The organism is Chryseobacterium urinae (assembly GCF_030518295.1).
Classification (GTDB): domain Bacteria; phylum Bacteroidota; class Bacteroidia; order Flavobacteriales; family Weeksellaceae; genus Chryseobacterium; species Chryseobacterium mucoviscidosis.
Window position 1 is genome coordinate 1 of record NZ_JAULSJ010000026.1, and the last position, 24,047, is coordinate 24,047.

At 35.4% G+C, this 24,047-nt stretch carries 23 protein-coding genes and 1 tRNA gene; 3 read left to right on the forward strand and 21 right to left on the reverse strand.

Annotated features, from left to right (window positions below; all coding sequences use genetic code 11):
* Positions 1-69 precede the first annotated feature (69 nt).
* From QWT87_RS15295 to holA, 3 genes are all read right to left on the reverse strand, one after another.
* Positions 70-154 (reverse strand) — tRNA-Ser (locus tag QWT87_RS15295).
* A 228-nt stretch (positions 155-382) separates the two neighbouring features.
* Positions 383-1,324, reverse strand: a complete 942-nt coding sequence (gene trxB / locus QWT87_RS15300) for a thioredoxin-disulfide reductase (protein ID WP_087709696.1) — start codon at positions 1,322-1,324, stop codon at positions 383-385.
* A gap of 185 nt (positions 1,325-1,509) precedes the next feature.
* Positions 1,510-2,547, reverse strand: coding sequence for a DNA polymerase III subunit delta (holA, locus tag QWT87_RS15305; protein WP_302716993.1), 1,038 nt, complete (start codon positions 2,545-2,547; stop codon positions 1,510-1,512).
* A gap of 7 nt (positions 2,548-2,554) precedes the next feature.
* Between holA and QWT87_RS15310 the strand changes: the two genes are divergently transcribed.
* Complete coding sequence (locus tag QWT87_RS15310) at positions 2,555-2,986, forward strand: type I restriction enzyme HsdR N-terminal domain-containing protein (protein WP_076393656.1); 432 nt, start codon at positions 2,555-2,557, stop codon at positions 2,984-2,986.
* Positions 2,987-3,875: 889 nt separating this feature from the next.
* Entirely contained in the window at positions 3,876-4,619 is a 744-nt protein-coding gene (locus tag QWT87_RS15315) for a dienelactone hydrolase family protein (protein ID WP_087706466.1), read from the forward strand.
* Positions 4,620-4,667: 48 nt separating this feature from the next.
* Here the strand turns inward: QWT87_RS15315 and QWT87_RS15320 are convergent, their stop codons facing one another.
* The 8 genes from QWT87_RS15320 to QWT87_RS15355 all read right to left on the reverse strand — a co-directional run bounded on the left by QWT87_RS15320 (position 4,668) and on the right by QWT87_RS15355 (position 11,924).
* Entirely contained in the window at positions 4,668-4,898 is a 231-nt protein-coding gene (locus tag QWT87_RS15320; RefSeq protein ID WP_302716995.1) for a hypothetical protein, read from the reverse strand.
* A 3-nt stretch (positions 4,899-4,901) separates the two neighbouring features.
* Positions 4,902-5,261: a cupin domain-containing protein gene (locus tag QWT87_RS15325; RefSeq protein WP_076393650.1), complete on the reverse strand. Its 360-nt coding sequence runs from the start codon at positions 5,259-5,261 to the stop codon at positions 4,902-4,904.
* Between the two features lie 342 nt (positions 5,262-5,603).
* Complete coding sequence (locus tag QWT87_RS15330; protein ID WP_302716999.1) at positions 5,604-6,131, reverse strand: GNAT family N-acetyltransferase; 528 nt, start codon at positions 6,129-6,131, stop codon at positions 5,604-5,606.
* Positions 6,132-6,133: 2 nt separating this feature from the next.
* The gene (locus QWT87_RS15335) at positions 6,134-6,739 is read right to left on the reverse strand and encodes a DUF2911 domain-containing protein (RefSeq protein WP_302717001.1); all 606 of its coding nucleotides are present in this window, start codon (positions 6,737-6,739) and stop codon (positions 6,134-6,136) included.
* Between the two features lie 145 nt (positions 6,740-6,884).
* Entirely contained in the window at positions 6,885-7,754 is an 870-nt protein-coding gene (locus QWT87_RS15340; RefSeq protein WP_302717003.1) for a hypothetical protein, read from the reverse strand.
* A gap of 93 nt (positions 7,755-7,847) precedes the next feature.
* The gene (locus tag QWT87_RS15345) at positions 7,848-9,725 is read right to left on the reverse strand and encodes a hypothetical protein (protein ID WP_302717005.1); all 1,878 of its coding nucleotides are present in this window, start codon (positions 9,723-9,725) and stop codon (positions 7,848-7,850) included.
* A 21-nt stretch (positions 9,726-9,746) separates the two neighbouring features.
* On the reverse strand, positions 9,747-10,898 hold the full coding sequence (locus QWT87_RS15350) for an ABC transporter ATP-binding protein (protein ID WP_302717007.1): 1,152 nt from the start codon (positions 10,896-10,898) through the stop codon (positions 9,747-9,749).
* A gap of 135 nt (positions 10,899-11,033) precedes the next feature.
* On the reverse strand, positions 11,034-11,924 hold the full coding sequence (locus QWT87_RS15355) for an XAC2610-related protein (RefSeq protein WP_302717009.1): 891 nt from the start codon (positions 11,922-11,924) through the stop codon (positions 11,034-11,036).
* Between the two features lie 26 nt (positions 11,925-11,950).
* Here QWT87_RS15355 and QWT87_RS15360 point away from each other — a divergent pair, with 26 nt between their 5' ends.
* Positions 11,951-12,112 carry a hypothetical protein gene (locus QWT87_RS15360; protein ID WP_302717011.1) on the forward strand — a complete coding sequence of 54 codons (162 nt, stop codon included), beginning with the start codon at positions 11,951-11,953 and terminating at the stop codon, positions 12,110-12,112.
* 89 nt (positions 12,113-12,201) lie between these two features.
* Here the strand turns inward: QWT87_RS15360 and QWT87_RS15365 are convergent, their stop codons facing one another.
* The 10 genes from QWT87_RS15365 to QWT87_RS15410 all read right to left on the reverse strand — a co-directional run bounded on the left by QWT87_RS15365 (position 12,202) and on the right by QWT87_RS15410 (position 24,040).
* Complete coding sequence (locus tag QWT87_RS15365) at positions 12,202-12,633, reverse strand: SRPBCC family protein (protein ID WP_302717013.1); 432 nt, start codon at positions 12,631-12,633, stop codon at positions 12,202-12,204.
* A gap of 12 nt (positions 12,634-12,645) precedes the next feature.
* Complete coding sequence (locus QWT87_RS15370) at positions 12,646-13,266, reverse strand: hypothetical protein (protein ID WP_302717015.1); 621 nt, start codon at positions 13,264-13,266, stop codon at positions 12,646-12,648.
* A gap of 137 nt (positions 13,267-13,403) precedes the next feature.
* Positions 13,404-13,892, reverse strand: coding sequence for a hypothetical protein (locus QWT87_RS15375; RefSeq protein WP_302717017.1), 489 nt, complete (start codon positions 13,890-13,892; stop codon positions 13,404-13,406).
* Positions 13,893-14,013: 121 nt separating this feature from the next.
* Positions 14,014-17,193, reverse strand: coding sequence for a carbamoyl-phosphate synthase large subunit (gene carB, locus QWT87_RS15380; protein WP_302717019.1), 3,180 nt, complete (start codon positions 17,191-17,193; stop codon positions 14,014-14,016).
* Between the two features lie 15 nt (positions 17,194-17,208).
* Positions 17,209-18,255, reverse strand: a complete 1,047-nt coding sequence (locus QWT87_RS15385; protein WP_302717020.1) for a serine hydrolase domain-containing protein — start codon at positions 18,253-18,255, stop codon at positions 17,209-17,211.
* Positions 18,256-18,262: 7 nt separating this feature from the next.
* Positions 18,263-19,336, reverse strand: a complete 1,074-nt coding sequence (locus tag QWT87_RS15390; protein WP_302717021.1) for a carbamoyl phosphate synthase small subunit — start codon at positions 19,334-19,336, stop codon at positions 18,263-18,265.
* A 287-nt stretch (positions 19,337-19,623) separates the two neighbouring features.
* Positions 19,624-20,514, reverse strand: coding sequence for an aspartate carbamoyltransferase catalytic subunit (locus QWT87_RS15395; RefSeq protein WP_087706447.1), 891 nt, complete (start codon positions 20,512-20,514; stop codon positions 19,624-19,626).
* Positions 20,515-20,678: 164 nt separating this feature from the next.
* Positions 20,679-21,374 (reverse strand): DNA-3-methyladenine glycosylase family protein, encoded by a 696-nt coding sequence (locus tag QWT87_RS15400; RefSeq protein ID WP_302717022.1) that lies wholly within the window; start codon positions 21,372-21,374, stop codon positions 20,679-20,681.
* Positions 21,375-21,572: 198 nt separating this feature from the next.
* A complete protein-coding gene (locus tag QWT87_RS15405; protein WP_302717024.1) occupies positions 21,573-23,135 on the reverse strand; it encodes an ABC transporter permease/substrate-binding protein in 1,563 nt (520 codons plus the stop codon).
* Positions 23,135-24,040, reverse strand: coding sequence for an ABC transporter ATP-binding protein (locus QWT87_RS15410; protein ID WP_302717026.1), 906 nt, complete (start codon positions 24,038-24,040; stop codon positions 23,135-23,137). The genes QWT87_RS15405 and QWT87_RS15410 overlap by 1 nt, the downstream gene beginning before the upstream one ends.
* Positions 24,041-24,047 lie beyond the last annotated feature (7 nt).

The window sequence follows — 24,047 nt, forward strand, 5'->3', positions numbered from 1 at the left end:
CCGAATGATCCAAGAATTTTAAACTTCAGGCATAAAAAAAACCTTCAAAATAAATTTGAAGGTTTTTTGCGGAGAGTGAGGGATTCGAACCCCCGGACCTGTTACAGTCAACAGTTTTCAAGACTGCCGCAATCGACCACTCTGCCAACTCTCCAGAAACTCCGATTATATCGTTGTTTTCAGTGGTGCAAATATAGAATGTTTTTCAATTCTGACAAAATATTTTCCTGACAAATTTTAACAAGAATTAATAATGAGCTAAAAATCAGTTGAATTATTTCGGTTAAAAACTTTAATTATACCTTTTTAAAATGATTTTTGTGCGAATTGTAAACAAAAAACGCATCCCGAAAGATGCGTTTTTATATTTAATTTCTTAAGATTAATGCAATTCTGCAAGATACTTCTCTGCATCCATTGCTGCCATACAACCGCTTCCCGCAGCAGTAATCGCCTGTCTGTAAATATGATCCTGAACATCTCCCGCAGCAAAAACTCCCGGAAGATTTGTTCTTGAAGAACCTTTTTCTGTTACAATATATCCGTTTTCATCCAGATCAATCTGTCCCACAAAAATATCTGTATTCGGCTTGTGACCAATGGCAATAAAGATTCCATGAACATCAATGGTAGATTTTTCCTGAGTCTGATTATTGATGACCACTGCTCTCTCTACAAGGTTATTTTCTCCTTCAATACCAATTAACTCGTGGTGGAATTTCACTTCAATATTGGGCGTATTATTCACTCTGTGAACCATTGCTTTGGAAGCTCTGAATTCATCTTTTCTTACCAACATGGTTACTTTGTTCACCAGCTTTGCAAGATAAGTTGCTTCTTCCGCTGCGGTATCTCCTGCTCCTACCACCACAACATCTTTTCCTCTGTAGAAAAATCCGTCACATGTAGCACACGCGGAAACTCCTCCTCCGTTATATTTTTTTTCGTCATCAAGACCTAAATATTTTGCAGTAGCTCCGGTAGAAATAATTACTGTTTTGGCAAAAATTTCTTTATTTCCTGCGTACAGTTTATGAACTCCTCCTACTTCTTTTGAAAATTCAACTTTAGTAATCATTTCATAATGTACTTTTGTTTCGAATCTTTCAGCCTGCTTCTGCAAATCCATCATCATTTCAGGACCTGTAATTCCGTTCGGATATCCCGGAAAGTTGTCGACTTCAGTAGTTGTAGTCAATTGTCCGCCCGGCTCCAGACCTGTGTACAGTTCAGGTTTTAAGTCTGCTCTTGCTGCATAAATTGCCGCTGTGAAACCAGAAGGTCCAGATCCAACGATCACACAATCTAAAATGTTTTGCTCCATATTCTGCTTTTCAAAAAAAATTTAAAATTTCCGAGTGCTAATTTCGGAATTTTTACTGTTTATTTAAAGTTATTTTAATGATAGTTGTCAATATCTAATATGTTGAATTTCGATAGTAGCTGTTAGACATTGGTTGTCAGTTGACGGTAAAATTAAGGTCAATCAACAAACAACAATTATCAAAATCATACTTTCATCTTAATTTTATCGACATTTATAATTTTGTAAACCAATTCTTTAATCAGTTCTGCTTCGCTCATATTTACTGCGCCCAATCCTTTTCCTTTCATATCGAATTCTCTTAAAATTGAAATGACTCTGGTTGCATGTTTTAATGGATATAATCTTGCCGATTCCGCGTAATCTTTTATAAAATAAGGATTTACACCCATTTGTACGGCAATTGTCTGAGGCGGCTGACCAATCATGGTGTTGTAAATAATGACATTGGAAAAGTAATTGTATAAACTTGCCAACATCATAACAAAGGGATTGTTTTTAGGGTTTTTGCCCATAAAATGTGCAATTTTAAATGCTGCGTTGGCATTTTTTGTTCCTAAAGCTTTCTGTAATTCAAAAACATTGTATTCTTTGCTGATTCCGATGTGGTTTTCGATGATGGTTCCGTCTAAAACCTCACCTTCTTTCAGGATAATTTTCAGTTTATTCAGCTCATTGGCAATTCTTGAAAGGTCGTTTCCTAAATACTCCGCTAAAAGATGTGAGATATTGGGAGCTGTTTTTATTTTTAGTGCGGCACATTCGTCCGCAATCCATTTGGGAAGATTATTTTCGCGGATTGATTCGCTTAAAAATAATGCTTTCGCTTTTTCTAAAGATTTGGTGACTTTCTTTCGGCTGTCTAATTTTTTGTGTTTGTGCGCAAAAACCAGAACGGTGGACGGAACAGGATTCTGAACATACATTTCCAAAGCATTGCTTTCGCTTTCAGCGAGTCTTAAATCCTGCGCTTCTTTTACAATGATTACCTGTTTGTCTCCCATCATGGGAAACTGTCTCGCCAAAGAAAGAACTTCCTGATAAGTGGTATCTTTGCCATAGACTACGGTTTGGTTGAATGCTTTTTCATCTTCCGTCAGAAAGTCGTGTTCAAGTGCTTTTACAGCAAGATCTATAAAGTAGGGTTCTTCTCCGTGAAAAAAATAAATCGATAAAACTTCTTTATTTTTAATATTTTTGAGGATTAAATCTAATTCTTTCATCTTATAAATGGAACTTCCAAAACTGAATTTTCAGGAAACTTTTGATTTTAAATTCAAGAAAGACAAAGATAAGTTTTTTATTTATGATTTGGTTCGTAAAACTTACCTTTTGCTGACTCCTGAAGAGTGGGTACGGCAACACTGGATCCATTATTATCTTACGGTACAGTCCTACTCTGCTTCTGCATTAATTACGGAAAAAAAGATTGTTTTAAACGGTTTAACGAAGAGGGTTGATCTTTTAATTACTGAAAAAGCACAGCCTAAAATTTTAATTGAATGCAAAGCTCCCCAAATTAAATTAACGGAGAAAACTTTTGAACAAACCGCAAGATATAATTCTGTGATCGGAGCGAAAGAGATTGTTCTGACGAATGGTTTGCAGCATATTCATGCGTATTATGAGAATGAGCAGTATCAGTTTTATAAGCCGGAGTGAAAGTGAGAGTGAGGCTAAGGCTAAGGTTAAGATTGATTGAGGTTGAGGCTAAGTTTTAGGTTGATTGAGTTAAATTGATGATTGAAATTTAAATGATAAACTTTACAACTAATTGAGAATTAACCACAAAAGTCACAAAGACAATGTTAAAGCCGAATTTCTATAATAATTAAAGTGCTTAAAAGAATAAAAATCAAAGATTTTTAAAAACTATTGTGGGCTTTTTTATTTATAATAATCAACTTTAAATAAAAAATTTAGAAGATCTTTTGCAGCTTTTGCGGTTAAATAAAAAGTTTAAAAAGACTCAATATCTTATTTTTATTGATTTTGAGTTATTTTTAGTAATTTAAATTCCTGATTATTTTTCAATAATTTAGAAATGCATTGTTTGTTGTTTTATGAAAAACTTGTTTAAACTTTTTTACCGCAAAATATTGTAACACTTTAGTTGTTTAAGTTTAATAATTAAATGGAAAAAAGAGCACATAAGTTAAAAAAAATCAAAGATTTTTTCTCTTTGCAGACTTTTGAAATACTTTAAGTAAATTCAATAAAGTCTTTTGTCTCTTTTGCGGTTAAATTTAAAATTAGTTTAAACAAACTTGAAAATATGGGGTTTGATTAAATGAAAAATCTTGAATTTTAAGAGAACAAAAGATGTTCAAAATTTTTATTGATTAAATCTTAATAATGATTGGTTGAATTTGGCAGAAGTATTGATGGTATTGTTGCAGTATTGATAAAACAGACCGACATTTAGCCCCGATTGAGCGGCGTGTCTGAGCTCTTTTCTGTATTTCGGCGGTGGCTTCGCCACCGCCGAAATACAGAAAAAGCGAGTAGCGAAAGCGGGAAACAGCTCCTAAAAAAAATTAAATTACAAAATATGATACGTTCACTTTTATTGTCTTCGTTTTTAATGACTTCGGTGACTTTTTTTGGTCAGAATCTGAAACCTGTCGCTTATCAGGACGGCGCGCAGAAACTTAATGGATTGGTAACTTCCAATGCGGGGAAAAAACTTCCCGGAGTTCTGATTCTTCCTGCGTGGAAAGGAATTGATGATGAAGCGAAAACAGCCGCTGCCGAACTTGAAAAACAGGGCTACGTTGCTTTTATTGCAGATATTTATGGGGAGGGAAATATTCCGACCAATATGGATACGGCTGCGAAAAATTCGGGATATTACAAAAAAAATTATGAAGCGTACCAGAAAAGGATTTCGCTTGCGCTGGAAGAACTGAAAAAAAACGGTGCAATTCCTGAAAAAATTGCGGTTATCGGCTATTGTTTCGGAGGAACGGGAGCTTTGGAGTCAGCGAGGGGAAATCTTCCTGTGGTGGGCGTTGTTTCTATCCACGGAAGCATCGGAAAGGATCAGGCGAGAAAAAACGGACCGATCTCGACAAAAATTCTGGTGGAAAATCCTGCCGATGACAGAGGGGTAAGTCCGGAAGATTACAATAATCTGGTGAAGGAAATGAATGACGGAAATGCGGACTGGCAAATCATCACGTATGCACATTCCAAGCATACTTTTACCGATCCGAAATCGCCGGATTACAACGAAGTGATGGCAAAAAGAGCGTGGAATCACACGCTGATGTTTTTGAAAGAACTTCTGAAATAATTATAATCCTCATAAAAAACGACCTCCCAATTTCAGAGGTCGTTTTCTTTATAGTTCGCCTGTCGTATTGCAGTCAGAACACCAGAAATATTCGGTTTCTTTATCTTTAAGCTTTGTTTTTGTTTTCTTTCCACAGTTTTCGCAGATGCATTCCTCACTTTGGTTTTCCTTTGCTTCATAATCACAATTGAAACAGCTCCAAACGGTTAGATGAGACTTTCCGTTGATAAACCATGTAAAGGAATTTTCTTTACATTTCGGACAAATTTGCAGCGCCATACTTTATTCTTCCCTGTTTACAAGATCCATAGAAAAAGCCGGAAGACAGATCGCAACGTATTCACATTCTTCGGAAAATGGGTTGCTGTACCGAACTCTTGCACCTTTTTCAATTAAAATACTTTGTCCTTTTTCTAAAACAACAATTTCGCCGTCAATTTCAAATTGTTTTTTTCCTGAAATAATTAAGGTGAATTCATCAAATTCGGGAGTCTGATGCGGCTCGCTCCAGTTGGGCGGTGCAACCATGTGTGCAATGGAAATATTGGAATTTCCTGTGGAGTTTCCCCAGTGTTCTTCGATGAGTTTCCCGTCTGTGGTAGGAACAACGAATGGGGACTGCTGAATTTTATATTTCTTCATATTATTTATTTTTTTATTTTTTTGAACACTAAGTAAACCAAGTTTTTTACTAGTGATCGCTTTTTAGTTTCACAAAGCCGTTTCACTTGTAAAAGTTAACAAAGGTTTTAATTTAAATAAAATTTAAACTAAAAGTCTGCCTAAACTTTTATTTAACCGCAAAAGGCACAAAAGATGAACTAACTTTTATTTAAAGTTGATCATTATAAATCAAAAAGGTAACAATAGTTTTAAAAATCTTTGATTTTTATTCTTTTGAGCGCTTTGATTATTATGGAAATTCACTTTAACATTATCTTTTGTCCCTTTTGCGGTTTATTCTGAAATTAGCTTAAACAAGCTTTAAAAATGATTCTCCTTTTTAATTTCGTATACAAAGTTAGTTCTGGTCGGTTCTCCGAAATAAGCGACTTCCTGCTCTGCGATTTTCTTTCCTCCCAATCTTTCCAAAGCAATCTGGGAACGGTAATTTTCTTTCCCGATATGAAAATGAACAAAGTCTACAAACTGAAAAATGTAATTGAGCATTAATTTTTTAATCTGCGGATTGATTCCTTTTCCCCACGATTTTGTTCCGTAAAATGTGTAGCCGATAAAAATACTTTTCTCTGCTTCATCATAATCATAAAAACGGCTGCTTCCTAAAACTGCTCCTGTTTCTTTCTCAATAATTTTAAAGGCGCCTTTACTTTCTATTGCTCCTCTGAAAAAATTTTCGAAAACTTCTCTTTTGTAGCGGTCTTTATTGGGATGCTGTTCCCAGACTTTAGGATCTGAAGCCACTTCGTATAAAGACTCAAAATCCCCTTGTTGCAAGGGGATTAACTGATATTTTTCGTTTTCTAAAACAGTCTGAATAGAAAAGTTCATGTTTAGCCTTTTGTTTTTGCCGCGTCAGACTCAATTTTTTTGATTTCCTTCAACTTGTCTGCAATTTTACTTACGGCTTCCGGACTTGAAGGTTTTAAACCTACTTCCGCCTGAGACATATCCCACTTCAGCACAAGATTTGCAGAGTTTTCGCCGGTAGGATTCAGAGTAATTTCGAACCATTCCTGCTTATCTGCTAATTTATTAACCGGAACGGTAACGTCTACAACGTCCTGTTTTGCATCATATGTATAGGCTCCCCATTGCTGGAAATCTTTGTTTAAAATTACTTTCCATTCTTTTTCTGTCGGAACGATGAATAATCCGTATGTTCCTGCCGGAACAATTTTTCCGCCGAAATTTACAGACTGTCCGAAAGTAATTTTGGTGGATGAATTCGCTCCCGCTCTCCAAACCTGTCCATAAGGAACAAGTTCTCCGAAAATTTTACGTCCTTTCACACCCGGTCTTCCGTAATCGATCGTGATTTTAGACATTGAAAACTGCTGCTCTACTTTCTGGCGCGGACTTGCTGCCGGTACAGAATAATCCTGCGCAAAACTGAAAACTGAAGCCGATATACAAATCGCAAATAATAACTTTTTCACTTTTTTAAATTTTGCCTAAAATTACGAAATCAAAAAAGAATAGCCTTCTCAATTATAACAATTTTTGTTTCATGTTATAATATAGTCTCATTGCTATTATTTTATAATTAAAATTTGTTTATAATAAGATAGTTTCAATTTTCTATTAATATCCGTAGATCGCTGAAACTTTTAGTCCCGTATTTCCGGAATAATTATATTGTAAATAAATTGTTGCAGGAAGATTATTACTTTGATAATTATAATGAACATTTACTGTTTCAGATAATGATTCAACACTATTATTTACGGTATACTTCATTTTCTTTATAACATTATTATTTGAAATCTGTGAGTAATCCTGAAGTTCAAAAACATTAAATGAGTATTCCGGTAGTGCTAAAATTCTGTTTATATCAACTGAATGATTAGGATTTATTTTTTGATCATATTCATATTTTGTAACACTATTTTGTATGGAAGGAGTTGTATTCGACCATATCTCTACTTTTTCTACATTGCCATTATTTAAGTAAATAATCGATTTTTGTGACCATGTTATACTACCATCAAAAGAATTTTGAAGATAATTTTTTGCAACAATAATGTTTGCAGAAGGATATTCAAAAGTTGTATATCTGTAATTATTAGAACTTTCTACAGCTTCAGATTTTATGATTCTTTGGTTATTGTCATAAAATAAATTTCTTTTCACTTTAAAAAACAGATGATTAGATAATTGCGGATAAGAATATCCACTAATGTTTATATTAGTAATTAAATTATTAGTGTAAGAAAGGTTCTCCGTATAATTGTTATGAATATCCCAAACCTTAATTAGTTTATTCTGAGCATATTCAAATTTAAAATCTAGCTTTTCATATAAAGTAGCATTTCCATTGTTGATCTCTTCATCCTGAATGGTTAATGTCTGAATTTTTGTATTCAGTAGATTTACATTTTCATTTTCAAGATTATCGGAATTTCCACAGGATAAAAGGTAAATAAAAGAAATTCCAAGTAAATATTTTTTCATGATAATTATTAAGTCGCAAAACTAAGAATTAATTTAATATTATTAAGAACAAAACCTCATACATCAGATATGAGGTTTAATCCTATTTGAAAATCAATTCGGCATTGCTTTCCATTTATGCAGAATGGAAGTATACAGATACATAAAGACAAATCCGCAGCATAAAATTATATAACTGAGATTGAATTCTAATGTTTTGATAATTGTAGGACAGTTATAAGACATAATATTGATCTGTTCACAGTTTCTTTCCTGATGGATATTAATGATAAAAAAGATCAGCAAGACAAAAAGAACAAAGCCATTCATCGAGATGTTAATGAGAATTGAGGCAATAATTTTTTTAAGACTTTTCATCATCACAATCGGAAGGAGTAAAATAGCCAGACCTATGAAAAAAACAAAATAGGAAACAAAAAATTCAATTCTAATTCTACCGCTTGAAGCTGAAAATAATACTGTTACCAGAACAACTGCCAAGAATAAAACGCCTGCACTAATCACGCTGAAAAGAAGAGATTTAAGCCCTGTTATTCTGAAGCTGAAAATAATGGTAGCAAGGAAAAATGCGATCCAGATATAAATATGAATATTCTCTGAAAAGAAATCCGTAGATTTTATAATAACTACATTATTCAGAAGATTCTGAAGATTGTCTGAATAATAGTAGTAATCTGTCGTGTTATTCTTAAAATATTCTGCCGGAGAAAGCTGGTTATCAATATCCGGATTAAAGTCTCTGATCTGAACGGAATCATTTACCACTTCACCGTCAACCACTGCAGCGACAGAATCTGTAACAGCTTCGGTATACACATAATTTCCGTCTTCGTCCATTGGCGGATTATTTACATCATATTCTTCACCCGGAACCGGTTTGTATTTTTTAATAAAATATCTTACGTTGAAATCATTGGGATGATAGATCATTTTCACCCAGCTTTTTGAATCAAGATTATTGTTGATTCCGAATTTTTTCGAAATATCAAGAAAACTTTTCAGCAGTTTTTCAATTTCAGCAGGATTTTTTTTGTTAAGCAGTTCCGTTGTAAATCGGTTGATTTCAAATCTCTTCTTTTTATAAGAGTCTTTAAGCATCTGATTGTATCCGTCATAAGGCTCTTCACCGGAATATTGCATCCTCAAATAATCCTTTCCTGAATCATCATCACTATAAAATACATCAGAAAAATTATAATACGTTAAATCCGTGGTATTGATGTAGGATGACATATCCACGACATCTTTTTTGAAATAGTAGGTTGCAGAGCCTTTTTTATTTTCTTCATACGCCAGATTCTTTTTGGTTTCACCTGATGGGAAAAGGAAATCTCCGTATTTATCTTTTTTATAAACGGTTTTTGAATATAAGTTATAGAACTGATAAACCCTGTTATAGTACACAAAATATTTCTGGTTCCGGTCTATTTTATTAATATCCGTTTCGCAATACAAATCGTAAAACTTTGGAAAAGTTCTGTTATCCAAAGTATAATGCTCAAGATCCTGAGAAAGAAAAGCATTGGCTTTATTAATAACGTTGATGTTTTCAGTCATTTCCTGATCGGGATATTTGTTTTTAATAAACATCTTGAAACCCGTCATATAAGAAAAATAAAAAGTAGTACCTGCAAAAATAATAATGAAGTACTGAACAAACTGCAGGAACAATTTCCCTTTTGAAGAAGGATAAAAGTTTTTGAATGCGTTATTTTTAAACATCATAATCAGCCATCCCACCATCATGAGAACGGAAATAATGAGGTGGATAAAAATCATTCCTTCGCGGAAATAGTCATCTTTTACATTCATTTTCTGTAAAGAGGCCGGATCTGCGTGAGAAATATAGCCTACGATAAAAAAGAAAATATGAAGCACTGCACTCGCCAAGAGCATCCACACAATTCTGGTGTTCCAGACCGTTGGATATTTTTCGAGCAGATATTGGTTGAATTGATTTATTTTTTGCATTTTTTGTTGAATTTGAGAAAATTAGCTTACGAAAAATCTTCTGGTTGAAGAAGAAATATTACGGATATACACCACATTCATTCTGGCATTTCCGAGCGCGGACATCACGGTATGAAATTCTGTATCTGCTGAAAAATGAGCGACATAAACCCCTCCGTTGAAATTCAGTTTTTCAAGAGGGAAACCTTCAAATGCTTTTAATAAATCTTCTCTGGAATTTGTGGTATCAATTTCGATAATCAGTCCGTCGTTTTCTTCATTTACCAATTCAGAATTGTCTTTGTACTGTCCGTTTTTCAGGAATATGACTTTGTCTGATATTTTCTCTACTTCGTAAAGCTGCTGTGAACTCAAAATCAATGCAATAGGATTGTTAACCGAATTTGCAATCGATTTTAAATCTTCCAGAATAACCTGTTGCGCCAAAACATCCAGATTGGCAAGAGGTTCATCCAGTAATAAAATTTCCGGTTTTCTGAGCAGTGTTCTGGCTAATTCGAAGCGCATTTTGTAGCCTGAAGAAAGTTCGCTCCACTTCAGATGTTTGTAATTCCAAAGTCCGAGACGGGCAATCATCATTAAAGTTCGTGTTTCATTTTCTTCAGGTTTCACACCGTAATTTGACAGTACAAATTTTAGGTTGTCCTTTAAACTTCCGTACCATTTTGCCGTTCTTTGCGGAATGTAAACCAGCTTTGTACGGAGATCATATTCATTTTCTGGTTCTTCGTTAAAAGAATAATTCAGATCACCTTCATTGAAAGAAATTTCCTTAGCAAGGATGCGCAGTAACGTTGTTTTTCCGTTACCGTTTTCGCCTACCAAGCCGTAAACCTGTCCTTTATTCATTTCCACAGAAACAGGACCCAGCGAAAAGCGGTTGCTTCCGTAGGATTTTAAAATATTTCTCGCTCTCAGTACAGATTTTTCCAGTGATTGTTCTTTTACCGGAATTTTTTCTATTTTCTGAAGAAGATTTTTTGATTTTTCGATGAGCTCATCCGTATACGAAGGAAACTGTTCTTTCCAGTCAGTTAATGCGACAGCTTCTTTGTAGATCTCCATATTCTGAGTATCCATCGCACAGTCCAGTAATTTTCTAAATCCTAAAACAGTATCTTTATTGTCGAAAAAATGATAGACTTCGGCTACTCTTTGCTGATGTTTCGTCATTTGGTTTCAGAGTTGTTAATTTTCAGGTTTTAAAGATATAAAATTTCTTTTCCCCACAATTCTTTTGGCTTAAATAAAAACTAATTTATTTTCCTATCACCTTTACCATAGGAAATCTTTCATAAAAAGAAAAATTTACCGGCATTCCTTTAACTTTCTCTCTACAAGCTCATGCTTTTTCTCGCTCCAGCGATAGCAGTGTTGCCCCAGTATAATCATGTTGTTATCCACCACTTTATATTCCGCGGTTGTCACCACTGTACCGGCACAGCATTGATTCCTTTCGTAAATTCTTTTTTTAGCCTGATCAAATTCCAAAGAAATTCCGCTAAAGCCACTTTCAAAATACTGCCGGGATTTTTTATCATATAAGAAGTAAATACTGGAAGTGTTGGGACCGGCATAACTGCTTTCAAAAACGGAAAAATCCATAATTCCATCAAAATTATAATCATTTACAGCAATACTATTCAATCCCCAAGGTTGGCATTCTACATTAAGAATCTGCAACACTTTATCAGTTTTTTTCTCAATAATCTTCACTGCGGAAACTTTCGGGTAATATTCATCTTTCTTTTTGGTAAGTACAATTTTAAAATAATTATTTCCCAGAGAAACAGGCTGCAGCAGTTCTCTTCCAGACCATTCGATATTTTCACCGACATCAAAAGCATATTGTTTGGTAAGGCTGACTTTGAGTTCGGTATTGTTTTTTGTATTTTTCCATGTTCCTTCGAGGTTATCTTTGGATTTAGAAAAATTATTGATCGTTAAAACAGCTGTTGTAATATCTTTTTTTGAATTTTCCTTTTCCTGAAATATAAGATGTCCATTGTTTATTTTGCCATTGTCCAGACTTATCGGTTCATCGAAATTAGTATAAGAATATGTAGCATCAGCCAATTTCCCATAAGGATAAATCACCATTTCAACAGGATAATTGCCGATAAAGCCGGTGTATACAGTTTGTGCATTTATGGTGAAAATCAAAAAGAAAAATAGAATGGAAAAGATTTTTTTGTGCATTTTTAAATTTACAGGTTTTGTTCTAAATGTACAGAATTTTTATAATTCTGAAAGATACTCCGGAAAAAATTCCGGAAAGTGTTCCAGGTTACATTGAAAGGATTTTAGACGATGAAAGAAATGGATTTAAATTTTCCGAAGAGCAAAAGGAAAGTATTAGGAAAACAAGGCATAGACCTTATGAATAAAGCCCTGAAATTGAGACTTTTATTTATAAAATAAGCTCTAAATATTATAATTATAGTGAATAGATATTTTTTTTCAAAATCTTAAAATTTTATTGATTCAAATCTTTCTCCAACTTTTCCAAATATTGTGACCATGCACTCGAGCAACCACCAAAACATTCAAATTGCAGGATCAAGCCTTCATGCGTGAAAACAATTTTTGTTTTATCGGCTTCTTTGAAAATCTCAAAACAAATTTTTGTTCCGGTCCATTCGTCCATTTTGTTTATAAATGTGAGTTTGCTTTCGATCACTTCCCAAATAATGTTTTCGTAAGGATTTACTTCTATAAGTCGTTGAACGGTGTGATGAACTCCATCTCCGGCATCAAAAATAAATTCATCATTCCTATTTTCAGATCTTCCGGTAATGATTTCATTATGCAGACCAATCCACCAGTTTCGGGGATTGATTAAAGTACTGAAGATTTCTTCAGGGGATTTTGAAGTGGTGAAGCGGTAAGAGAAATTTTGTACTGACATCGTTTTGTGTTTTTATGAATTTTCAAAATCATATATTTTCCTCAAAGTAGTTTTATCTGCAATCACATTAAAAGCAATGTTTCCGTTAAATTCATGATAACCAAAAATATAGTTTTTTGATTTATCAATAACTTTAATTCCGTTAAATTTTTCTATTTTTTCAGGATTTTGCAATTCGGCAAAACCAAATATAGTGATAAAATCACTCAATTTTTCGGCTTTTATGGAGACTGATTTTGCAAAGGGATCTGAAAGATATTTCTTATTAAAATCCACATCAACAGATAAAGTCTGAGGAAAATGACCGCCTGTTTCGGTATAAAAGAATTTGAGCTTTCCACATTTTTTACATTTCCACAAATCGGCGCCGTTCATCGGATAAGAGCCTAAAAAAATTTCTGAATCATCTGAAGATTTAAATTGCAGATAGCTTAAATATCCAAATTTACCGTCGTAAATCTTAAAATTCTTTTCATAATCTATTAAAATATTGTGCTTACATTGAACATCTTTTATCGGATATTCAGCAAAAAATTCATTAATATTTTCCAAAACAAGTGAATCGGAAGCATTATCTAAATTTTTATTTTCACTGCTATTCTTTAAAATTGACGTTATTATTTTTTTTAACATACCATTTTGTGATTATAGAAAATGATTAGCGAACTACCTATTTTTTTGATGAAATTTGAACTAAAAATTGGAAAAAAAGTTTTTACGAATATATATCACAAAGTTTTCAAAATTCAGACATCACATTAGTCTTTTCCTCATATACTTTTACGGAATGTAATATTACCTTTTTTGAGTTCTACTTGTTTATATCTAAAATGATCAATATACCCAAAGTACCATTCTTTGTTTTCATAAACAAATGTCATAGGCTGTGGCAGAAGAGGTCTGTAATGATTTCCAACCTGAGGATATTTATAACTTACACCGATAAGCAATTCATCTCCATCTTCAGGATTGTAGTCAAAATCAAATTCAGCATTATTATTCAGAGCTTCCATAACAAATTCAGCAGTAAGGTCTTGATCAAGTTTTTCTGAAGGTCTAATAATCTGCCCCATAATTCTACGCTTTTCTTCAAATGTTAATCCCCGGACAGTTTTTTCTAATTTCCAATAATAAATCTGCTTATTATATTCTTCTTTATTGTCAAATATTTTAAACGATTCTATTTCTAAGTTTAGAATACTCTTTAATTCTTGTTCGTTACAGGTACAAAAAGTTATATATTTTTTATTCTCACACATAGTATTAGATTATGCTATAAAAATCTAATTTAGACATTCTTATTATTAAAACAAAAAACCTCACAGGTTTTAAAAACCTGTGAGGTTTGATTTTATGGTAAATCATTAAAATTTCCGAAAACTACATTGTCTCCATTTTGAAACTCATGCTTTCGATAACTTTCAGGATGGCTTCAACCGTATCCATCGATGTTAAACAAGGAACACCGTTTTCTACGCTCATTCTTCTGATCTGGAAACCGTCTCTTTCCGACTGTTTTCCTTTCGTCATCGTGTTCACAACGTACTGTACTTTTCCTTTCTGGATCAGGTCGATCAGGTTGACACTCTCCTCCCCGATTTTATATCCGATTTTGCATGGAATTCCTTTTTCCTCAAAGAATTTCGCTGTTCCTTCCGTTGCCCAGATTCTGAAACCAACTTCGTGGAATCTTGCTGCCAGATCAGCCGCTTCCTGTTTGTGTTTATCTGCAACCGTGAACAAAATTGAGCCGTGCATCGGAACTTTTCTTCCAGCCGCAACCAATCCTTTGTATAAAGCTTTCTCCAGAGTGGTATCTTTCCCCATAACCTCTCCTGTAGACTTCATTTCAGGGCCTAGAGAGATATCTACTTTCGTTAATTTTGAGAAAGAGAACACCGGAACTTTTACGAAAACTCCTTCTTTATTGGGAACCAATCCGCTTTCGTAGCCTAAATCTTTCAGTTTCTGTCCTAAAATTGCTTTTGTAGCCAGATTTGCCATCGGAACATCCGTAATTTTAGATAAGAAAGGAACGGTTCTCGATGATCTTGGGTTTACTTCGATCACATATACATTTCCTTCAAAAAGAACATACTGGATGTTCATCAATCCGATCACATTTAATCCTTTCGCCAATCTTTTCGTGTAATCAACCAAAGTTTCGATTTCGCTTGGTGAAATATTTTGTGGAGGATACACTGCAATTGAGTCTCCGGAGTGAACTCCCGCTCTTTCGATGTGTTCCATAATTCCCGGAATGATTACCGTTTCACCATCGCAGATGGCATCGATTTCCACTTCTTTTCCCACCATGTATTTGTCGACCAAAACAGGATGTTCTGGGCTTGCTTCCACTGCATTTTCCATATAGTGCGCCAGTTCTGTTTCCGTGTACACGATTTCCATTGCTCTACCTCCCAAAACGTAGCTCGGACGAACCAACACCGGATAACCGATCTCGTTGGCAATTTTTATTGCTTCTTCTTTTGAAACCGATGTTTTTCCTAAAGGCTGCGGAATCTGCATTTCCTGAAGCGCTTTTTCGAATTTATCTCTGTTTTCCGCTCTGTCCAGATCTTCCAGAGAAGTTCCCAAAATCTCAACTCCGTGAGCGGCTAATTTATCTGCCAAATTGATGGCTGTCTGTCCTCCGAACTGTACAACCACTCCTTTTGGTTTTTCCAATTCGATGATGTTCATTACATCTTCTTCCGTTAAAGGCTCGAAGTATAGTTTATCTGAAATCGAGAAGTCTGTAGAAACGGTTTCCGGATTATTGTTGATGATAATCGCTTCGTAGCCCATTTCTTTGATTGCCCAAACTGAGTGCACCGTTGCGTAATCAAACTCAACTCCCTGTCCGATTCTGATAGGCCCTGAACCTAATACGATGATTTTTTCTTTATCTGAAACCACAGATTCGTTTTCTTCTTCGTACGTTCCGTAGAAATAAGGGGTTTCCGATTCGAATTCTGCCGCGCAGGTATCTACCATTTTGTATACCGGCATTACTCCGTTTTCTTTTCTGAAATTGAACACTTCACGCTCCGTCACGTTCCAGAGAACTGAAATATTTACATCTGCAAAACCTAGTTTTTTGGCTTCCAGTAAAATTTCTTTACTGAATTTATTTTCTGCAATTGTCTTTTCGAAATCAATCAGTTTTTTGATTTTCCAGATGAAGAATTTATCAATTTTGCTCCATTCTACGATCTGTTCCCAGTCGTACCCTCTTCTTAAAGCATCTCCGATGATGAATAATCTTTCGTCATCACAAACTCTGATTCTTCTTTCAATTTCTTCAGCCGTTAAAGCTGCTGCCTGTTTAGTTTTTAAACCAATATGTTTAATTCCGGTTTCCAGAGAACGGATGGCTTTCTGTAAAGATTCTTCGAAATTTCTTCCGATTGCCATTACTTCACCCGTAGCTTTCATCTGGGTTGATAATCTTCTGTCCGCTGTTTCGAATTTATCGAAAGGGAATCTTGGGAATTTCGTTACCACATAATCCAAAGCTGGCTCGAAACAAGCGTATGTCTTCCCAGTCACCGGATTCATGATTTCATCCAATGTTAAACCTACCGCAATCTTTGCAGCGATTTTTGCGATCGGATATCCTGTTGCTTTTGATGCTAAAGCGGATGATCTCGAAACTCTCGGGTTTACTTCGATGATATAATAATTGAATGAATGCGGATCTAAAGCCAACTGTACGTTACATCCTCCTTCAATTCCTAATGCTCTGATGATTTTCAGTGAAGCGTTTCTCAGCAATTGGTATTCTCTGTCTGAAAGCGTCTGAGAAGGTGCCACAACGATTGAATCTCCTGTGTGAACTCCAACCGGATCTATATTTTCCATGTTACAAACTACAATGGCGTTGTCGTTTGCATCACGCATTACTTCGTATTCTATTTCTTTGAATCCTGCGATTGATTTTTCAATCAGACATTGTGTTACGGGGCTGTGTTTTAATCCCAGTTCAGCAATTTCTTTCAGTTCAGTTTCGTTGGAAGCGATACCTCCTCCTGTTCCACCCATGGTGAAAGCCGGACGAACAATAACAGGATACCCGATTCTGTCTGCAAAATTTAATGCTCCTTCTACGGTATTTACGATGTCAGATTCCGGAACGGGTTCGTTCAGTTCTCTCATCAGTTCACGGAAAAGGTCTCTGTCTTCCGCTCTGTTGATGGCTGAAAGTTTTGTTCCCAACACTTCAACTTTGCATTCTTCCAAAATTCCTGATTTTTCCAATTCTACCGCCATATTCAGTCCGGTTTGTCCGCCAAGCGTTGGTAACAGCGCATCGGGACGTTCTTTTCTGATGATGTGACTTACAAACTGAAGTGAAATCGGCTCAATGTATACTTTGTCTGCGATTTCAACATCCGTCATAATGGTTGCAGGGTTTGAATTAATCAAAATTACCTTGTAGCCTTCTTCTTTTAAAGATAAGCAAGCCTGCGTTCCTGCGTAATCAAATTCCGCCGCCTGACCGATAATGATGGGACCTGAACCGATTACTAAAATTGTTTTTATGTCGTTTCTTTTCATTTTACTTTTTAAATTTTATTTTACCAAATTGCTTTTTACGATTGTATTTCTAATTTCTTGTTCAAAATAATAAGCAATATCAAAATTATCTGTTGCCTGATTTTCCAATACTGTAACCGAAATTCTCTTCTTTGGATAATATAGGTTAACAGCTGTAAACCCTGCTGGCGGAGAAAATCCTGTATGTCCGATTTCAAAAACCTCCGCTTTGTCGTTAATTCTTAATCCGTAGCCATAACCTATTTCTTTCTCACTGAAAAGTGTATGAATATCTGTAATAGAATAATGAATCATTTTCTGATAGCTTTCGTCTTTCAGAATTTTACCATTGTAAAGAAGATTGTTCCATTTTGCCAGATCTCCGGCTGTAACAATCAAATGACTTCCAGGATAAAGTTCTGCTGAATATGGAAATTCTTTGACCAGATTTGTCCCGTCTTTTGTAATCGCATAACTGTTAACAAGACTTTTCTGATTTACAGTATTAGGATAAAAACTACTTTTCATTCCACATCTTCCAAAAAGTTTTGTAACCAGTTGTTCATACGATTTTCCAGTTGCACTTTCCAGAATTTTGCCCAGCATAGCATAACCAACATTCGAATACTTGAACTGAGTTCCCGGCTCAAAAAGTAATTCTTCTTTTAATTGCCAGGCATCAATCCCTGAAGAATTGTTCAATAGATGATGAACAGTTACCTTGTTTGCCCAATCATATTTTAAATCCTTCAGATAAGTATTGATTGGCTGATTAAGACTGATCTTTCCTTTTTCTACTTCTAGCATTACCAAAGTCGCTGTAATCTGCTTTGCAATAGACATTGATGAAAATCTATCGTCAAGGCTAAGCTTAGTCTGATTTTTAGCATTTGAAAACCCGTAAGCTTTTTCGTAAATATTTTTTCCTTCTTTTGAAATCACAACCACTCCATTGAATGTTCTTGGATTTTTGGTTTGAACCAAACTGTCAATCTTTTGAAACAATTGTTTTTGCTCAACAACTTTTGCTGTATTACAGCTTAGTAAAATACTTGTAGCGAAGGTTAGAAAAAGGGACTTCAAAATAATTTTACTTTTTAAAGTTTTCCATTAATTCAATAAACTCATCAAACAAATAATTCGCATCTTCAGGACCTGGACTTGCTTCAGGGTGATACTGAACGGAGAAACAAGGGTGAATTTTGTGTTTCAGACCTTCGTTTGTTCTGTCGTTCAGTGCGATGTGTGTTTCTATTAAGTCTGTATATTTTAAACTTTCCTGATCTACTGCGTAACCGTGATTCTGAGAAGTGATCGCCACTTTGTTTTTCTCTACATCTAAAACCGGGTGATTTCCTCCTCTGTGTCCGAATTTTAGTTTGAACGTTTTAGCACCACAAGCCAAACCAATTAACTGGTGTCCTAAACAGATTCCGAAGATCGGAACTTTTCCTAAAATTCCTCTAATCATTTCTAAAGCCTGTTGGTTATCTTCAGGATCACCGGGACCGTTGGATAACATGACTCCGTCCGGATTCATCAGTAAGATTTCTTCTGCGGTTACATCCTGAGAAACGACTGTAATATCGCAGTTTCTTTGGGATAATTCTCTGATAATTCCTAATTTGGAACCAAAATCTACAAGCACCACTTTAAGTCCTCTTCCCGGATTTGCATAAGGTGTTTTTGTGGAAACCTGCTCTACCTGATTGGTTGGGAAGCTGGTTGATTTTAATTCTGAAACGACTGTGCTTTCATCGGCATCAGCGTTTACGATTTTTCCTTTCACCACTCCGTGGTTACGAAGAATTCTTGTCAGCCTTCTGGTGTCGATTCCTGAAATTCCTGAAAGGTTTTTCTTTTTAAATAATTCATCTAAAGTAATCTGAGTACGGAAATTGGATGGCAGATCACAAAGTTCTTTTACAATAAGTCCTTTAATTGCCGGTTCAATACTCTCATAGTCATCTCTATTAATTCCATAGTTTCCGATAAGCGGATAGGTCATGCAAACAATCTGACCGCAGTAAGACGGGTCAGAGATCAGTTCCTGATACCCTGTCATTCCGGTATTGAAAACCACTTCTCCCGCAGTTTCCAATTCTGCTCCGAAACCTTCTCCATGAAACACTTCACCGGACTCAAGTATTAACTTTTTCTTCATTTTTTTTATTTAGATTTTCTTTTTTATTAACAGGTCGCCTCTACGAGGCTTTTTTTTCTTTTCCATGGGTTTTACCCATGGCTATTAACAGATCGCCCTTTCAGGGCTTTGGTCATCATCTTTTTTTCTTTTCCATGGGTTTTTTACCCACGGTTATTAACAGATCGCCCTTTCAGGGCTTTGATTATCTTCTTTTTCTTGTTTCCATGGGTTTCACCCACGGCTATTGTTGTTTGACCCTTTCGGGTCGGCTTACTACTTGATTCTTTTTACTTTTACCTTGGTTCTTATTTAAAAGTATATCCTTGTTTTTCCAAGGCTTCTTTTAAGATTGCCATTCTTGCGAAAACACCGTTCTGCATTTGTTTGAAAACTCTTGAGCGTTCGCATTCTACCAAATCGTCATCAATTTCCACTCCTCTGTTAATGGGTGCAGGATGCATGATGATGGCTTCTTTTTTCATGGCTTTTTCCCTTTCTTTGGTTAAGCCATATTTTTTGTGATATTCTGAAGCGGAGAAACTCATTTTGGCGTCGTGTCTTTCGTGCTGGATTCTTAATAACATCAGAACATCTACATCATGAATCATTTCATCAATATTCAGATAGGTTCCGTTGATTAAGGCTCCTTCATCAAACCACTGTTCCGGTCCTGAGAAATATACTTTTGCGCCTAATCTTCTTAACGCTTCGGCATTGGAATTTGCCACTCTGCTGTGTTTTACGTCTCCAACGATTCCTACTTTTAATCCTTCAAATTTTCCGAATTCCTGATAGATCGTCATTAAATCCAGCATACATTGTGAAGGGTGGTTTCCTGTTCCGTCTCCTCCGTTGATCACCGGAATTTTTATATTTTTCAGTTCATCGAAATACCGGTCTTTCTTATCTCTGATTACGACAAGATTTACGCCCAGACTTTCGATGGTTTTTACCGTATCATAAAGACTCTCTCCTTTGTTTACGGAACTGTGGGAAGCATCGAAAGGAACGACCTGCAATCCTAATTTTCTTTCAGCAATATCAAAACTTGTTTTCGTTCTTGTACTGTCTTCGAAGAAAAGATTGGAACAGAAAACCTCTCCTTCAATTTTGGCAGTTTTCCCGTTCGCAAAAGCCAATGCTTCTGTTACTATACTGTTGATTCTCTCGTTGCTTAGTTCTGTAATCGTAAACATATTGTCTTTAAATTTTTTACAAAAAAAAAGCGAAGAAAATATCTTCGCTTAAAATAAATAAATATCGTAAAGGGCGTCTACGCCCGGTAATTCTAATGATATAAATACTGTGTTATTCATTAGGTGCAAAGATATAACAATTCTGTAAACTGACAAAATGAAAATTAAATTTGTGAAAAATCTGTCATTTTTTTTCTGGCTGAATCTGATAAGTAATAGTGCCAAAGTATCATTGCAGCAATAGATCTGAGCGGTTTCCACTCTTCACTGATTGTTATGATTTCTTCTCTGGATATTTTCGGAGGCAATTGTTTAATTTTTTTTAAAGCATTTACTACGGCAAGATCTCCGATTGGGAAAATATCGGTTCGTCGAAGAGCTAGCATAAGATAAATATCGGTCGTCCAGTTTCCGATTCCTTTTAAGCTGATTAATGTTTCCCGAATTTTTTCATCAGACATTTCCTGAAATTTCTCAAGATTTATTTTTCTTTCCAGAATTGAATTTGCCAGACCTTTGATATACGTATTTTTCTGTCGGCTTACGTAGCATTCTCTCATTTCGGCATCCGTAAGACTAAGAATTTTTTCAGGAGTGATTTCTGTAATCTTTTCTTTCAGTTTATATAATGCGGCTAAGGCTGAAGCGAGAGAAACCTGCTGTTCCAGAATGATATGAACAAGGGTTTCAAAAGTATTTTCTCGGTTCCACATCGGAGGATAACCATGATTTTCGATAATTGATTTTAAATCCTGATCACAATTCGCGAGAAAATCACACATCTCATGAAAATTTGAGGTATTGAAAGTCAGTATTTCATCATTCATCTCTTTTGCGTTTTGTTTTACAATCTTTATCATTAAATTTATTTAACCTTTTTTACCACAAAAGATTTAAACACTTTAGTTTCTTGAATTTAATACTTATTGGAAAAAAGAGTACATAAGTTAAAAAAATCAAAGATTTTTTCTCTTTGCAGACTTTTGAAATACTTTAAATAAATCCAATAAAGCCCTTTGTATCTTTTGTGGTTAAATTTAAAATTAGTACAGCAGAAATTATTTCCCGGTCTCCATATTTTTTAAATCTGTTATGGATTTTATTTTGAGCTGATTTGCCTGTTTTCTTCGCATAACGAGCGCATACGCATTGTTAAATCCAATCGGTTTCAGCCAACGGACCTTGTATTTTTTGATGAATTCATTTTGTACAAACTGATAGGTAAGATCAGGGCTTTCGGTCACATTTTCAATCGTTTTATGATCCGGAGTGAGCAGAACCAGCAATCCGGTACCTGTATATTCCGGGTAAAAATCCACAGCATCATTCATTAAGGCATCAAAACAGATTTTTGTTCCGCCTAATCCTGTTTTGGTTTCAACTTTATAGTTTGTGTTTCCTTCGATGAGCATTCGGTAGATTTCGGCAAGAATATATTGTTCTCCAAAAATTTTTGATCCGATCCGGACGGTTTGATTTCCCGCTTCTTTAGGTGCTTTGTACAGATTATTCCTGATTAAAAATTCTTTTGCTACTTTTTCAGGAACCTGATGAAGATAATCTGTCTGATAGTTCAGTTCGGTCATCACGGAATCATTGATTTTTCCTGAAAGAAGATTGAGCGTCTTTTCGAGATCAGGATATTTCTGCAACGTTTTTTCTTTAACAATAGGAGCGGCGAAGTAAGGCGGAAATATTTTTTTATCATCATCAAGAACCAAAAGATCGTATGCTTTTATTCTTCCATCGGTAGAATATCCGCTGATAAGGTCTAGTTTGCCTTCATACAAAGCTTTGTACATGAGAGCGTCATTAACAACCGAAGGATTGACATCCAGCTGATAAATCTTTTTTAAGCCGATATCTCCATCTTTTCTTCCCATAAATTCAGGGGTAAAACCTGCCTTTAATCGGGTTGATGAGTTTTTATTCCAAAAATAAATTCCTCCTGCAACAATCAGCAGTAAAGGAATAATCCATATCATTTTTGTGATTGTACGATATTCTGATTTCTGAACAAAAGCAATCATCTGATCCACAATAACCGCCAGTAAAGCGGCCGGAATTGCTCCTGCAAGAATCATATTTGAATTGTTCAGGGAAATTCCGCCAAAGATGAATTCTCCCAAACCTCCCGCTGCAACAAAAGAAGCCAATGTTGCGACTCCAACGTTGATTACTGCGGCAGTTCTTATTCCGGCAACGATAACCGGCATTGCTAAAGGTAATTCCACTTTCAGAAGTAATTGGCTTTTTGTCATTCCCAAAGATTTTGCCGCTTCAATGATATTGTCATTTACTCCCGAAATTCCTGTGTACGTATTTCGGATGATGGGTAATAAAGCGTAAATTAACAGTGCGACAATGGCGGGTTGCGGCCCGATTCCGAAAACGGGAATCATAAAACCTAGCAAGGCAATGCTTGGAATCGTTTGTAAAATTCCGGCAACCGTTAAAACCGGAGTGGCTAATTTCTTTTTCCGGCTGATGAGAATTCCCAACGGCAAACCGACAGCAATTGCCAACAACAGGGCTATAAAGGTTAATCCCAAATGCTGGATCACCTGAATATAGATCTTGTGTTGCTGCTCAACAAGAAACTGCCATAAACTTTGCTGCATCAGGTCAACTGTTTTTGTCGGTATTCATTAAAAGAAGCTGTAATTGTGTTGTAAAGTTCAGCATCTCCGGAATTTGTACTGAGATCCTGCAAAACATTCCAGATATTCTGATCTTCATCAAATCTTTTTTCTGAAGTATTTTCAAATTGCAGTTCTGAAATTTTCGTGATTTGATATTCTAATGTCAACCGGTTATTGGCAAAGAAATTTTTCACAAAATCATTCGCAGGACGGTAAATCATTTCTTTCGGAGTTCCGATCTGTATTATTTTTCCTTTATCCATGAGGCATATTCTGTGTCCCAATTCGAAAGCTTCAGATACATCGTGGGTTACCAGAATGATGGTTTTATTTTTAAGCTCGTCCAGCGTTTTAAACTCATTATGAATCTCGGATTTCGTCATATTATCCAATGCTCCAAAAGGTTCGTCCATCAGTAAGATGGGAGTATTGGCGATTAAAGCTCTGGCTATTCCGACGCGTTGCTGTTGTCCGCCGCTTAATTCATGGGGAAATCTGTTTAAAACATCACCGGATAAATGTAATTTCTGAATAAGCTCCTCCGTTCTATCTTTAATCTTCTTTGAGTTCCATTTTTGAAGTTTCGGAACGACGGCGATATTTTCGGCAACCGTATAATGGGGAAAAAGCCCTGAATTCTGCATGACATAACCTATTCCCATTCTCAGTTGCTCAACGTTATGATCCTTGATATTTTTACCATCGATTAAAATTCTTCCCGAATCTGATTCAATAAGCCGGTTGATCATTTTTAAAGTTGTTGTTTTTCCGCAGCCGCTTGTTCCCAGCAATACCAGAATTTCCTTTTCATGGACAGCAAAGGAAATATCGTCCACTGCGGGACGATTTTTAAAACTTTTGGAAACAGATTCTACCGTAATCATCAATGGG

Bases quoted from the DNA above. Each gene is read 5' to 3' on its own strand.
- trxB (WP_087709696.1), bottom strand. From the start codon at position 1,324: ATGGAGCAAAACATTTTAGATTGTGTGATCGTTGGATCTGGACCTTCT.
- holA (WP_302716993.1), bottom strand. From the start codon at position 2,547: ATGAAAGAATTAGATTTAATCCTCAAAAATATTAAAAATAAAGAAGTT.
- QWT87_RS15310 (WP_076393656.1), top strand. From the start codon at position 2,555: ATGGAACTTCCAAAACTGAATTTTCAGGAAACTTTTGATTTTAAATTC.
- QWT87_RS15315 (WP_087706466.1), top strand. From the start codon at position 3,876: ATGATACGTTCACTTTTATTGTCTTCGTTTTTAATGACTTCGGTGACT.
- QWT87_RS15320 (WP_302716995.1), bottom strand. From the start codon at position 4,898: ATGGCGCTGCAAATTTGTCCGAAATGTAAAGAAAATTCCTTTACATGG.
- QWT87_RS15325 (WP_076393650.1), bottom strand. From the start codon at position 5,261: ATGAAGAAATATAAAATTCAGCAGTCCCCATTCGTTGTTCCTACCACA.
- QWT87_RS15330 (WP_302716999.1), bottom strand. From the start codon at position 6,131: ATGAACTTTTCTATTCAGACTGTTTTAGAAAACGAAAAATATCAGTTA.
- QWT87_RS15340 (WP_302717003.1), bottom strand. From the start codon at position 7,754: ATGAAAAAATATTTACTTGGAATTTCTTTTATTTACCTTTTATCCTGT.
- QWT87_RS15345 (WP_302717005.1), bottom strand. From the start codon at position 9,725: ATGCAAAAAATAAATCAATTCAACCAATATCTGCTCGAAAAATATCCA.
- QWT87_RS15350 (WP_302717007.1), bottom strand. From the start codon at position 10,898: ATGACGAAACATCAGCAAAGAGTAGCCGAAGTCTATCATTTTTTCGAC.
- QWT87_RS15355 (WP_302717009.1), bottom strand. From the start codon at position 11,924: ATGCACAAAAAAATCTTTTCCATTCTATTTTTCTTTTTGATTTTCACC.
- QWT87_RS15360 (WP_302717011.1), top strand. From the start codon at position 11,951: ATGTACAGAATTTTTATAATTCTGAAAGATACTCCGGAAAAAATTCCG.
- QWT87_RS15365 (WP_302717013.1), bottom strand. From the start codon at position 12,633: ATGTCAGTACAAAATTTCTCTTACCGCTTCACCACTTCAAAATCCCCT.
- QWT87_RS15370 (WP_302717015.1), bottom strand. From the start codon at position 13,266: ATGTTAAAAAAAATAATAACGTCAATTTTAAAGAATAGCAGTGAAAAT.
- QWT87_RS15375 (WP_302717017.1), bottom strand. From the start codon at position 13,892: ATGTGTGAGAATAAAAAATATATAACTTTTTGTACCTGTAACGAACAA.
- carB (WP_302717019.1), bottom strand. From the start codon at position 17,193: ATGAAAAGAAACGACATAAAAACAATTTTAGTAATCGGTTCAGGTCCC.
- QWT87_RS15390 (WP_302717021.1), bottom strand. From the start codon at position 19,336: ATGAAGAAAAAGTTAATACTTGAGTCCGGTGAAGTGTTTCATGGAGAA.
- QWT87_RS15395 (WP_087706447.1), bottom strand. From the start codon at position 20,514: ATGTTTACGATTACAGAACTAAGCAACGAGAGAATCAACAGTATAGTA.
- QWT87_RS15400 (WP_302717022.1), bottom strand. From the start codon at position 21,374: ATGATAAAGATTGTAAAACAAAACGCAAAAGAGATGAATGATGAAATA.
- QWT87_RS15405 (WP_302717024.1), bottom strand. From the start codon at position 23,135: ATGCAGCAAAGTTTATGGCAGTTTCTTGTTGAGCAGCAACACAAGATC.
- QWT87_RS15410 (WP_302717026.1), bottom strand. From the start codon at position 24,040: ATGATTACGGTAGAATCTGTTTCCAAAAGTTTTAAAAATCGTCCCGCA.